The following is a 13251-nucleotide window of genomic DNA, read 5'->3' as shown; positions in this document are numbered from 1 at the left end:
CGATGCGCTATTACCTGATCTGCTACGACATCGAGGACGATCGGCGCCGCAATCGCGTGGCAGCCTGCCTCAAGCGATGGGGTCGGCGGGTTCAGTATTCGGTCTTCGAGGTCGCTTGCAAGAATCGGAGGGACTACGACAGGCTCTGCGGCGAACTCGGGGGGATCCGCGAAGAGGGCGACAGCGTGCGAATCTATTGCTTCGACCAGAACACACGCAAGCAGAGCGGCGAGCTGGACGGTGCGCCGATGCGTCATTGTCCGGCGGTCGTCGTGCTGTGAGTACGGTGGAGGATCAGGACCCCGCGTCGCAAACTGCGCGATCGGCAGCGCCTGCGCAGGCGCGAACAGAGCGAAGGACCACAGTGATCAGCGCCGTTCTGCTTTGGAAAGCATTCATTCCGAGGGCGCCAAATCACAATGACCGGCTTTTCATTGGCCTATCTCCGACTTCGGCAGCAGTAGCTGATCAGTCGCCGGCGATCGAAATGAAATCAATCGCTTGGCTTCTTTCGACCACCCCAAAAACCCGCTTTCCGGGAATTTTCGGACAAACGCCCAGCACATCGGCGCCGAGGTCTTGCGAGCATCTGAATCAATCGGTAGTATTTTTAGGGCTGTTGCGGCAGCTTGGCCGCACAGGCCATTGAGACATGTGCACCATATTGGTTGGCACCACCTTTCTGAAGAGTCGCGGCAGCTCGGCCACTCAGGCCATTTCGGGAATGCGCGGCTCTTCGATCGAGTCGCAGCGCTTGCGCAGACACCGCAGCTGCCGCGCGACTCTTCTTGAAAAATTCTTCGAGGTCGGGCGTTGACTTCTCGGCGATCAGGATTCGCCGCCAATGGCTTGGCATCTTCGGGCTCCGGCCGTTGCCGGCTCTTGGCCGGATACAAACCCGCTTGAAGCGCGAGGGTCCGGCATGCGATGTTGATGCTTCAGCAGGGCTCGGGAATTCGCAGCACCGGCAGAGCGGCGCGCGTTGGGTGATCCAGCAGACGCTTTCGAGCGAAGCGCCTGGAATGGATGCGAGGACAAGGATTCAAGAATGAAACATCATGCCTATCTCTTCGAGGCCAAGTCGATCCAGACCTTTCTGCTCGAATCGGGCCGTCTGCGGGATCTGGTCGGCGGCAGCGAACTGATCGAGAGCCTCACCGGCAAATTGCTCGATGAAGTACTCGCCCGGGTCGATCCGGGAGAGACGATCCGCTTCTCCCGCCGCGCCGGTGGGGCGTTCTACGCTTTTTCCGAGTCCCCCGAGGGACTCGACGCGCTGATGCAGCTATGGAGCCTGGTGGTGCAACAGAGCGCGCCGGGCCTGCAGTTCGACCACGCCCGAGGCACGGGCGAAAACCCACTGAACGCGTTCGATGACGCCCGGCGGCGTCTACGCGCCAATACGTCCTTCGTTGTCGTGACGCGCCCCCTGGCCGCTCCGGTCGCCCTGCGCTCGCCGCGAAGCGGCCTTCCCGCAGTTTCGTTGGACAAGCGCTCGGGCGAGCCGGCGGATGCGGCAACGCGGGCGAAAGCCGCCAGCGCCGACCTGAGCACGATGCAGCTGATGGATCGGATCGGCCCCAGGAACATGGACCTGACCTGGCGAAACTGGCCACGCAGCCTCGAGGCCGACGACGAGGGCGGTTTCCCGTTCGTGGGCGAAGACCGGACCATCGCGCTGGTGCATGCCGATGGGAACGGCTTCGGCGAGTTGCTCCGCCGCGCGCGTGAAGCCGTGACGGCCACGCCGGAGGACTTCATGAAGGTGTTCGAGACGCTTTCGGGCGAAATCCGGGAGACCACCGAAACGGCGGTTCAACAGGCGGTCGCGAACGTGCTGGCCCCGAACCGGAGCGACCGCGGCATCTTGCCGGCGCGCCCGGTCGTCGTCGGTGGCGACGACCTGACCTTCCTGGTCCGGGCCGACCTGGCCTTGCCGTTCCTCCAAGCCTTCGTTTCGGCCTTCGAGTCCGCGAGCCGCTGCGCGATGAAGCGGCTCCGCAAGACCGGCCTCGAGGATCTGCCCGACAAGCTGACGATCGGTGCCGGCCTCGTCTGCATGCGCGCCAGCCAGCCTTTTCACATGGCGCTCGACCTGGTCGAGGATCTGATCCAAAGGGCCAAGAGAGATGCGCGCGCTAGCGCCGAGGGTGCTTCGGTGAGCAGCGTGGTCTTCCATCGTGTGACGACCTCGCTGGTCGACGACTACCGGGACGTGCTGGCGCGCGAGTTGACCCATCACTGGGATGGTCATGATTTCATCCAGAGCCTCGGGACCTACGCGCTGGGCAACCCGTCGTCGCGCCTGCCCGATCTCGATGCGCTCATCGAGCTCCAGGAGCTTCTGCAGTCCGAATCCATGGCGCGCGGCCCGACCCGGCAGCTCCTGGGCTTGATGGGCTGCGATCCGGTCCAGGCCCGCACACGCTACCGGCGCTGGCGCGAAGTGATGGCCGGCGACGAGAAGAACGCGCGCCATCTCCAGGCCTTCGACGCGTTGCTGGGGCGCTTGATGTTGCTGGGTGAAGGCATGGTCCCATCCACGCTTGCATTGCCCTACGAGCGGGGCGACGAGGGCGGTCGCAGCCCGCTGGGTGATGCGGTGGCGCTGATGGCCGTTGCGCGGCCGACGGCCGAAAATTCGCCAGCAGAGGAGGAAGCAGGATGACGGGGGCACGCTTGACGATCGATTTCCTGGGCTTCTGGCACTGCGGCGGCGGCCGAGGAGGCGGCTCCGTGGTGGATGCGGTCATCCATCGCGATGCTTCGGGGCTGCCCGTGGTGCCGGGGCGGCACCTGAAAGGCCTGCTGCGTGAAGCCGTCTCCTGCGCGGAATCCTGGCAATGGGAAGGCTTCGCACGAGGCGATACGGAGCGACTGTTCGGCACGCGTACCGAGACCCACGGAGCGGATTCCCGGGCCGGCTTTCTTCGCGTGGGCGATGGTGTCTTGCCCGCGGCCACGCAGCGCTACCTGGCCGAGTCCGAGGCGGGGCGCAAACTCGTCCCTGCGCTGTTCCGGAGCCTACACAGTACGGCAATTTCACCCGAGACCGGTTCGGCGCTCCGACGCAGCCTTCGAGGCATGGAAGTCGTCGTCCCGCTGAAGCTGGAAGCCCCCATTATGACGATCATGAACGCAGGCGCAGAACCAGTCGAGTGGCTCGAACGACTCGAAGCCGCACTGCCTTTGATTCGGGCCGTAGGCGCCTACAGGAGTCGCGGCCTGGGGCGGGCTCGACTGGCACTGGAGGCAACGGAATGATTCGGCAGGCACTCAGAATCACCTTGCTCGAGGATTGCGTATTCAGCGCAAGCACCGCGACCGCTGGCGGCCACAAGGCGCTCGATCGCATTCCGGGGCAGGCCCTGCTGGGCGCGGCGGCGGCGCGGATCTACGGGGAACTGGACGCAGACCAGTCGTTTGCGATCTTCCACAGCGGTCGCTTCCGATTCGGCGAGGGCTTGCCCTGTTGCGGCACGTCGCGGGCGCTCCCGATGCCGCTCAGCTGGCACCACTACAAGGGTGCGGATCCTTTGCAACCCGAGTCGAACCTTCTGGAGCCGGATCGCGTGTTAAACCTCCTCCATGCGCGACCGGATGCGGCGAGGCAGCCGGTCCAGCTGCGCAAGGGCTATGTACTGGACGACGGCCGCTGGCTCAAGCCGCAGACCAGCCTGCGACTGAAAACCGCGATCGCGCCGGAAACGGGGCGCGCCGCCGAGGCACAGCTGTTCGGTTATGCCAGCCTCTCGAGGGGACAGCAATTTCTGGCCGAGCTGCAGTGCGACGATGATCTGGAATCCGCGATGCAGACCGTCGTCGACAGCCTGGCCGGAGAACGTCTGCTGGGCCGTTCCCGCTCGGCCGAGTACGGCTGCGTGCAGATCGAAAGAATCGAGACCGAGGCGGCGACGAGGCCCGGCCCGACGACCTCGGAGCTCCATCTGCTCCTGGTCTCGGACCTCGCGCTTGTCGATGAGGACGGCCAACCCACGCTCGAGCCCCGTCCGCAACGGCTGGGGCTCGGCGAGGGCGAAATCGACTGGAAGCGCACCTGGCTTCGCACGCGGCGCTACTCGATGTGGAACCAGTATCGCAACGGCTACGGTTGTGAGCGCGCGGTCATCAATGCCGGCAGCGTGATCACGTTCAAGCTCTGCCAATCACTCGACACGACCGCGCTGGAGACGCTTGCGGCCGGCGTCGGGTGCCATCGGGAGTGCGGGCTTGGGCAGGTCCTGATCAATCCGGACGTATTGACACAGGAGCGGCTCGTCTTCAAGGACTCCATTGCCTCGTCGGAAGTACCTGATGCGAAACGCCCGGACGATCCGCTGATCGCCTGGCTGGAGTCGCGAACCGGGGTTCGGGACATCGAGATCGACCGCCTCGCAGAGCAGATGTCCGAGCACTTCATGACCCAGATCGAGCGGGCAAGACGGCTGGCGGGCGTTGCCTCCGACCAGTGGTTCGGGCCCTCGAAGGCGCAGTGGGGCACGGTCCTCGAAGCGGCGCGCCACACACCGGGGGAGCGCCTCTTCGCCCGCCTGTTCGAGGGCGAAAAGGCCTGCGTCAAGCCCTCTGCGGAAGGTTGGCGCGAGGAGCTTCGCAATGCCGATGGCACTTGGGAGACCTTGGCCGAGGCGCTGGCCAAGGCGCTGCGACGAGAATCCGAGAACAAGCGGATCGTTGAGCTCGACGACCGCGAGTATGCCGCGCTGGTCCGCCGGCTGGCTCGTCGCATGCTCTCGCAAGTCTCCGTTTCTTCGCAGAGGACCGGTGAAGGAGGTCGATCATGAGCAGCCACCGAAAACCGATCGTCCGGATCGCCCGCGTCGTGCTCGAAGCCCTGACGCCGCTATCGATCAGCACCGGGAGCCCGGACGGCGTATTCGACACGGACGTGGTGACCGACGCGAACGGGCTTCCGGCCATACCCGCCAGCAGCCTTGTCGGCGTGTTGCGTCACTTGTGGCTGGATTCCTTCGACGAGGAATCGGCCGATTCCCTGTTCGGATTTCAACGCCAGAAGGAAGCGAAGAAGTCGAGCGTTTCGGCCTCGTGGGCGGTCCTGCTCGACAGTCAGCACAAACCCGTGGAGGGGCTCTTGCTCGGTGAAGATCGGACCCGATTGAATTCCGACCCGTTGCTGGCCGCAGCCGCTGCGCTGTCTGACGACCCGGTCTTTCGCAACCGCGTTCGCCTGACGCACAAGGGTGCGGCCGCGCACCGTGGGAAGTTCGACCGATCCGTCGTACCGGCCGGCTATCGATTTGCCTTCGAGCTGTCGATGGATGGCGCCACTGACGCCGAATGGACCCAACTGCTGTCGCTGCTGGCGCATCCCGGTCTTCGCCTGGGCGGCGGTACGCGCGCGGGACTCGGCAAGGTTGCCTGCCGGAGGCTGCACGAGCGTTCTTTCGATCTGAAGGATCCCAAGGACGCCGAATGCTACAGAAAGCTGAGCTCGAGCGTCGGCGATACCGGGCAGCTCGAGGAGCGTCAAGGGATGACCGCCCGTGACTCGGAGAATACGTGGCTCAACGCCACGCTTCACCTGAAGGCCGTTGGCCCATGGCGCATCGGTCAGGGAACGCCGGATCCTGGCGACGAGCGGAAGCCGGCGGATTTCCTGCCGGTCACCGAATCCCGCGTTCGGTGGGACGGCTCGAGCGGTCGCGAGTCCGACCGAGAGCTCCTCGTACCGGCGAGCGCGCTCAAGGGTGCACTGGCCCACCGCTTCCGGTTTCACGCCCACCGCCTGGCGGGCCGCTGGGCGAACCATTCCCGGACCGAGAACGGCGCGCTGGTCGATCCGGTCTGCCCGGAATCCGATGCGCTGTTCGGTGTGGTTTCCGGTCAGGATCAGGGTCAGGCGGGCTGCGTGTATCTGGACGACGTATTTCTCGACCCCGAACAGCCTGCGCGACAGCGTGTGATGCACAACTCGATCGACCGCTTCACCGGCGGCGTGCGCGATCGAGTGCTGTTTGAAGAGGAGTGCTTGATCGGCGGAGAATTCGAGATCCCCCTCGCGCTTGACTACAAGCGGCTCGAACGGGCGGCCGAAAGCGAGGAGGAATTGGAACGGATACGCCAGGCCATGGCGCTGGCCGTCCGGGACCTGCTCGAAGGACGGCTTGCACTGGGCTCGCGGACCACATCCGGAAACGGTTTCTTCAACGGAACGATGACCGGAACGCTGACCGACTGGCTCGCACCCGCCGGCTCAACAAAGGAGGCTGAAGATGGCTGAGCTCATTGACGATTACAAGGCCATCGCTACGAAGCTCGGACTGCCTGAAATGCAGACAGGAAGTTTCCGGCGCGAGGAAACTCGCGATTTCGCCTCGAGCCAGGACGCCTTGGCGCACCTGCGGGATTCAAGACCTGAATGTGGCTGGCTCCTCTTCCAGAGCTGGCAAGGCGCCTTTGTCGAAGGCTTTCCCGAGATCGACGACGCGTGGGGCCATCTGCTTGCCGCCGACCTGGTGCTCGAAGACCGCCGATCCGCCCGGATCGAACACCTGCCGGCGTATGGCTGGCGAGTGATTGTCCTGGCGCACGACGATGGGGCTTCCGGCCTGTGGGATCGAGTCACTCACCTGCTCCGCGATCCGGCGGACGCGGCCCTTCACTACCGCAGATACTGGACCCTGGACGCGGAGCACGGATGCGTCCAGGTCGGCGCCATGCTGACCTCCATCGAGACCGACCCTGGGAGATCATGATGTCCACGATCAAGGTTCTTTCGAGTCCATACAATTTCGTTCCGCTCCATGAAGAGGTATACGTGCCCGAATGGTGGAAAGAGGCATCGCACGATGTGCCCTTCGAAGACGGCCTGAATGCGGAGATTCACTACACACTGCGCGCTCGAAGCCCTCTGCTCGTTGGCGGACCACGGACACCACTGAATGGAAAACAGCCGCAGCAGGTCCACCCGTTCCAGTTGGGCAACGGCCAGCAGAGCTACGCGATCCCCGGCTCCAGCCTGAAGGGGATGCTACGGGCGGTCCTGGAGATCGCCGCGTTCGGACGGATGCGCTTCGTCGATGACCGCGCATTGAGCGTTCGGGATCTGACGAACAAGGCCCGCTCCTTCTACGGCGAGCTCATGTCGGCGCAGATCGGTCATAAGAAATACAAACCAAGAGTGCGGAGCGGCTGGCTGGAACTCGATGAGACCGGCGCGGCAAGAATCACTCCTTGCCAGTATGCAAGGGTCGACCATGATGATCTGGCATCGTTCTCGGGGGACGAGATCTGGAGGGAATTTCCGAGGAAGCCGGATAGCCGATTCAAGTACGAGAAATGGGCAGAATCCGGATGCGAGCTTGAATTGTGGTTTCAGCCGGAAGCGGAAGAAGAGCACGCGCATTCAGGCGGAAAGACACTGGTCTACCGCAAGGCCAGGTCCCTGGGCGATGGTCCGATCTGGGGAACGCTTGTTTTTACCGGCCAGCCGGCGAAACGGGAGCGCGGGAAACCGGGAAAGAAGCACATGGAATTCGTTTTCTACGAAGACCCGGCAGAACCGCTCGAAAGCTTCCCCGTGGAAGAGCACGTCTGGCGCGAGTTCCTCCAAGTCCACGACAGCAGTCCGGAATGGGAGTACTGGCGCCGAGAACGCTACGTTCCCGTGTTCTACCTGGGCAGCGAGTCGGCGGCGGACTCGTTCGGATTGGCACAGATGTATCGTCTGCCGTATGAATTCAGCATCGGCGAGACCATTGATCATAGCAATTCCGATCACCGACTTCCGCCGGGAACCGAGCACGAATATGATCTCGCCGACCTCCTGTTCGGAGCGGCCGGTGACGGCGAACTTGATAGCCTCCGCGGGCGTGTGAGTGTGGAGACCGCCGTTCTGGTCGGCGACGCAAGCACACAACTCCAATCGCCGACCGTTCTCAGCAGCCCGAAACCGGGGTTCTATCCTGCTTATGTACAACAGAACAGCCACGACAACAGCCGATTGAACGGTGGCACCTACCAGACCTACAAGACGCTGAAAGGCAGTCGCGCACCGAGAATCCGAGGATTCAAACGCTATCCGGCAAGGCCCGGAAGCATGGTGCGTGTCCAGGATCCTCCCGAGAAATCCAAGCCGGACGTCCAGGTCGTGCTCGAACCGCTTGCCGAAGGAGTGCAATTCAGCGGTCGTATCCTCTGCCACAACCTCAAACCGGAGGAACTGGGCGCGTTGCTATGGGTGATGACCTGGGGTGGGCGAAAGGAGTTGAATCACTCTCTGGGCATGGGTAAACCGTTCGGATTCGGGCAGGTTGCGTTGAACATCGACCACAGCGCCTCGAAGCTCTGGCCGAATGATCCTGACAAGGAGGAACAGACACTCGATGAACCGCGATTCGAAGAACTGATCACATTGTTCGAGAGTCTGATGGAGAAGAACCGTCCCCGCTCGAACTCGACAACCACCGACGTCAGCCATTGGGAGCAGACTCCGCAGTTGACCAACCTGTTGGCAATGGCCTGCCCCGGGGCCGCAACCGAATACCAGGAAACCACAGGGGCCCGGCTAGAGTACATGGGAACACCCAAAGCCTATCAAGACGTCAAAGGCGGCAAAAATCAAGCAGCGCTGGTCCTTCCGAACTATGCGGAGGCAACCCCGGAGGCGCTGGCGAACCTGTCGAAGATCGAAACGGGCTACGGTCACCCATGGATCGACGAAATGGTTCCAACGCTATCGAAGTCCAATAATGCACCGGAGGAAGCCGTCCTCAGGGGTCGTGTTCTGGCCCAGGCCTGGGCCGAGCTCGACGAGGGTGCTGAAAAGCAGGAAATCCATCAAGCCATCAAGAACTACTGGAACCGCGCTGGCGTGTTCGACATGCCCGGAGGCGCAGTCAAGAAAGCCAAAGCGATCTACGGATGGTAAATCGATGTACTCGGGTTCCATGGCGGGACGCTCCGGGGGCCCCATCCGCGCCATCCGGTCATTGGGCCTACTCCTTTCACCGCGCCGACCATTACATGCTTCGGCATCCCGAGATGCCAGTGCACACGTTCGTTGCGTATTCTCAATGACTTATGCCGCGACTTTCGAATCAGCGCGAGAAATCGCCGGCGATCACAATAAAATCAATGACCTGGAACGTTCAGGTCAGGCGGGCTGGCCGTCGAAGGCGCGAATTCAGGCGATACATCAGGACATCGGCGCTGGCGGCTTGCAACACACTGATTTTGAAACTACTATTGACACTGCAGTCGCGACTGCTCGGCCGCACAGGCCATTGAGACCTTAGAATCCGCCAACCGTAATTACGATTGCGAACAGTCGCGACTGCTCGGCCGCACAGGCCATTGAGACCTTGGTCAATGACCGTGGCGGCCTTAAAGCCCCGCTGGTCGCGACTGCTCGGCCGCACAGGCCATTGAGACCGTCACCGGTGACTTGGAAAGTCACGCCGCCCACAGGTCGCGACTGCTCGGCCGCACAGGCCATTGAGACCAAGCACGCCCCGAGAGTTCTCCACCTTCTGGAAGAGTCGCGACTGCTCGGCCGCACAGGCCATTGAGACTCATCTCGGCCGCGGCTTGAGTGGCCGCAAAGGTCGAAGGTCGCGACTGCTCGGCCGCACAGGCCATTGAGACGCATCTTGCGGTTCTTCATGTTAGCCATGATTAGTTGTCGCGACTGCTCGGCCGCACAGGCCATTGAGACCCGATAAGCCCGCTGGCGTGCGACTTCCATTTCTGGTCGCGACTGCTCGGCCGCACAGGCCATTGAGACGCGGCAGATTTTGATATCGCCCTTATGCTCCAACGTCGCGACTGCTCGGCCGCACAGGCCATTGAGACCAACAAGGCGGCCGACACCGCGATCACTGGCACAAAGTCGCGACTGCTCGGCCGCACAGGCCATTGAGACTTTCGGACGATGTTGTGGGGCAGATCTGCAGCATCGCCGCGTCGCGACTGCTCGGCCGCACAGGCCATTGAGACTTTGTGCTGGCGTGCTGGAGCAAGGCGTTGGCCACTGTCGCGACTGCTCGGCCGCACAGGCCATTGAGACAGGTAGCCCGCACCTTTTTCATCGATGTGTTCCACACGTCGCGACTGCTCGGCCGCACAGGCCATTGAGACTCTGCGCCCCATCCGGCTCCTCAACAGTAAAGCACCGTCGCGACTGCTCGGCCGCACAGGCCATTGAGACTTGAGGGAGGTGCCGAATTTAAAGTTTATGATTTCTAGGGTCGCGACTGCTCGGCCGCACAGGCCATTGAGACATGCAGGTCTGCGTTGGCATGGTCTTCCTCCAGTCGCGACTGCTCGGCCGCACAGGCCATTAAGACTCGATGCGGCTATTCAGGTCGATGCGTAGTGGAAGTCGCGACTGCTCGGCCGCACAGGCCATTGAGACGCCGTGGTGTGCGTTCGTCCAATAGTTTTTAATGCGGGTCGCGACTGCTCGGCCGCACAGGCCATTGAGACAGCCTGCGGAGGGTCTCCGCCGAAAGCGGCTCAGTCTGTCGCGACTGCTCGGCCGCACAGGCCATTGAGACCTTCTCCCGCCACCTCGGCATCCCAAGTTACCTCAGGTCGCGACTGCTCGGCCGCACAGGCCATTGAGACTTGCTTCCGCTCGGTCCAGTTAACGATGCCGGGCATGTCGCGACTGCTCGGCCGCACAGGCCATTGAGACTTGCGCTCACCATTCTCGCGTCGACCGATGTCGACAGTCGCGACTGCTCGGCCGCACAGGCCATTGAGACCTTGCAGTTCCCGCAGATCCAGGAGCGTCCTGGGGGTCGCGACTGCTCGGCCGCACAGGCCATTGAGACTGACTCGGTCGAATTTTCTAAGGGTCAAGTCAAGATTGTCGCGACTGCTCGGCCGCACAGGCCATTGAGACAGGGCTTCACGCGCGATATCCTGCAACGCTTCAAAATCGTGTCGCGACTGCTCGGCCGCACAGGCCATTGAGATACAGTTGCGTTAAAAAGCATCACCCGCAAGGAAGAAGGTCGCGACTGCTCGGCCGCACAGGCCATTGAGACGGAGGAGTGCAGCGATTGCCAGCTCTTCCGGGCGACGGTCGCGACTGCTCGGCCGCACAGGCCATTGAGACCTTGGCCGAAGCCAGGAGGGTTTTCAGTTCTGAGTGTCGCGACTGCTCGGCCGCACAGGCCATTGAGACTTCATGGTGCGCTTCAGCACCTTGGCAAAACCCTCAGTCGCGACTGCTCGGCCGCACAGGCCATTGAGACCCCCCCATGGCCGTAACCATGGCTAGACCAGCCCGAGTCGCGACTGCTCGGCCGCACAGGCCATTGAGACGAAAATAGAAGCTGGCTCATCAAGATGAAGTTTGTCGCGACTGCTCGGCCGCACAGGCCATTGAGACGCACAATGTGCACCATATTGGTGGGGACTACTTTTGTCGCGACTGCTCGGCCGCACAGGCCATTGAGACTGCCATTCGGCAACGAACGGCGTGATCGCTAGCCCCACGTCGCGACTGCTCGGCCGCACAGGCCATTGAGACGGGCCCTGACGAAGCTGGATCAGGTAAAGGTCCAGCGTGTCGCGACTGCTCGGCCGCACAGGCCATTGAGACTCCAGCGTACCTGGCGACGGGAACTGCTGTTGCAGGTCGCGACTGCTCGGCCGCACAGGCCATTGAGACCCGCTCACCCTGAAACGCCACAAGGAACGGGGCGGCGAGTCGCGACTGCTCGGCCGCACAGGCCATTGAGACATTCTGGTGACCCACATGTTGTAAAACTGGGCCTCCGTCGCGACTGCTCGGCCGCACAGGCCATTGAGACGCGTCGTAGAAATAGACTTCCGTCCCTTCGGACTTGAAGTCGCGACTGCTCCGCCGCACAGGCCATTGAAACCGTAGCAGACAGCCCAGAGGGCATGTAAAGCCCGTGTTGAAGCCGCTTGGCCGTTCAGGCCATTGAAACTTCCTGCGTCAGCTTTATAGGTCCTCATACAAAGTTGAAGCCGCTTGGCCGTTCAGGCCATTGAAAACCACCAACGGTTCACTCTCTCTTTCCTCTCCAACCGCGGCTGCACGTCAGGCTCAAGGCCGCGGCGGCGGCTGTTCTTTCCGAATCAGCGATCTGCCTACCGCCTTGAAAAATCCGCCCCCGGTGCGTTGTTGATGCGTCACCCGGAAATCCCGGTCCGGAGTGAAGAACCGAAGCGTGTTGTCTGCGTTGCAGATCACATCGTCTCTCGGCCCCTTCACACGGTTCCGGCATCTCCAGTGACGGTCTCATCCACATCGAAACCGGGAGAAATCCATGAACCTGTTCAGGTTGTTTCTGTTGTCCTGTCTGCTTGCCGGGCCGGCTTTCGCCGAAAGCGAGATGCCGCTGACCGGCGAGTCGGCCGCGATCCTCTACTTCCAATTGGCCGAAGAGCCGCTGCCGCTGCGCTCGATGATCCTCGCCTCGTCCTCGTCGCGCTTCGAGAACGAGTTCGATCGGCGCGCCTTTCTCGATGAGCAACTGTCGCCGTACTCGCTCATCGTGCATGCGGTCGAGCAGAACGATCGTTTCACCACCAACGTCAGCGCCCGTATCGGTGAGTACGACTTCGCCGCAAACGCATTCCCGCTCGAAGGCATCCACGAAAGCACCTACTACTCGCCTCGAGGCACCCGGGGCATCTACGGACCGGCCCTCGCCGTTCATATCGTCAACTCCGGTGAGTTCCGTCAGCTGGAGATGGCGCCCGACGCCGCCCGGGCATTGCTGGAGCGGCTTGGCGGGGACAAGCGCGTGGTGCTTCGCTTCGTGGTGCGGCCCCTGTCGTCGGAGCAGCGCGATTTCGGCGGCGGGCAAGGCCTGACGGTCTATCGCGCACTGAACGTGCATGCCGGAAGCGCCGTGATCCGATTACGAGAAGGCAACACGGAGCTGGCGCGTCTGCAGGCCGGCTCTGCCTTCGAGGATCACGACCCGGAACCGCGTAGCCTGACCGAAATCGACGACCGACTGATTGCCGACCCCTGGGCGCGGGCCTGGAGTTCGCGCGAGCACCTGGAGGCACTGGTCGCGCACTACGATCTGGAAAACTGGACGGCCTTCGAGCGTATGCAGGTGGCCAGCCCCTGCGTCAGCGATTTCGGCTACACGCAGTGCCAGCGGCTGATCGAACGCCGGCGGCAACTGGCGCTGCGGTGCACCAACGTGCTGGACGAAGATCGGCTGTGCTGGCGCATCCAGGGCCTGCCCTACACCCCCGCTGAAGGGGGTCGCCCGTAGG

The 13251-nt window shown here is 62.7% G+C and carries 8 protein-coding genes and 1 CRISPR repeat array; all 8 genes read left to right on the top strand.

Going from position 1 to position 13251, the window contains the following annotated elements; all coding sequences use genetic code 11:
• Positions 1–2 precede the first annotated feature (2 nt).
• Positions 3–281: a CRISPR-associated endonuclease Cas2 gene (gene cas2 / locus HFP89_RS01870; protein ID WP_168715941.1), complete on the top strand. Its 279-nt coding sequence runs from the start codon at positions 3–5 to the stop codon at positions 279–281.
• A 767-nt stretch (positions 282–1048) separates the two neighbouring features.
• The gene (locus tag HFP89_RS01865) at positions 1049–2668 is read left to right on the top strand and encodes a hypothetical protein (RefSeq protein WP_168715940.1); all 1620 of its coding nucleotides are present in this window, start codon (positions 1049–1051) and stop codon (positions 2666–2668) included.
• Between the two features lie 11 nt (positions 2669–2679).
• A complete protein-coding gene (locus HFP89_RS01860) occupies positions 2680–3264 on the top strand; it encodes an RAMP superfamily CRISPR-associated protein (protein ID WP_168715939.1) in 585 nt (194 codons plus the stop codon).
• Positions 3261–4802 (top strand): hypothetical protein, encoded by a 1542-nt coding sequence (locus HFP89_RS01855; protein WP_168715938.1) that lies wholly within the window; start codon positions 3261–3263, stop codon positions 4800–4802. Before HFP89_RS01860 ends, HFP89_RS01855 begins: the two co-directional genes overlap by 4 nt.
• Positions 4799–6259 carry an RAMP superfamily CRISPR-associated protein gene (locus HFP89_RS01850; RefSeq protein ID WP_168715937.1) on the top strand — a complete coding sequence of 487 codons (1461 nt, stop codon included), beginning with the start codon at positions 4799–4801 and terminating at the stop codon, positions 6257–6259. The genes HFP89_RS01855 and HFP89_RS01850 overlap by 4 nt, the downstream gene beginning before the upstream one ends.
• Positions 6252–6734: a hypothetical protein gene (locus HFP89_RS01845; RefSeq protein ID WP_168715936.1), complete on the top strand. Its 483-nt coding sequence runs from the start codon at positions 6252–6254 to the stop codon at positions 6732–6734. The genes HFP89_RS01850 and HFP89_RS01845 overlap by 8 nt, the downstream gene beginning before the upstream one ends.
• On the top strand, positions 6734–8908 hold the full coding sequence (locus tag HFP89_RS01840; RefSeq protein ID WP_168715935.1) for a TIGR03986 family CRISPR-associated RAMP protein: 2175 nt from the start codon (positions 6734–6736) through the stop codon (positions 8906–8908). The genes HFP89_RS01845 and HFP89_RS01840 overlap by 1 nt, the downstream gene beginning before the upstream one ends.
• A 328-nt stretch (positions 8909–9236) precedes the next feature.
• Positions 9237–12009: a CRISPR direct-repeat array (repeat unit 34 nt; unit sequence GTCGCGACTGCTCGGCCGCACAGGCCATTGAGAC).
• Positions 12010–12284: 275 nt separating this feature from the next.
• Positions 12285–13250, top strand: coding sequence for a DUF4852 domain-containing protein (locus HFP89_RS01835; RefSeq protein ID WP_168715934.1), 966 nt, complete (start codon positions 12285–12287; stop codon positions 13248–13250).
• The last annotated feature ends 1 nt before the right edge of the window (position 13251 follow it).

This window comes from Wenzhouxiangella sp. XN79A (assembly GCF_012272825.1).
Lineage (GTDB): Bacteria > Pseudomonadota > Gammaproteobacteria > Xanthomonadales > Wenzhouxiangellaceae.
The sequence above is the reverse complement of the archived record's forward strand: the minus strand, read 5'-3'. Positions and strand labels throughout refer to the sequence as shown.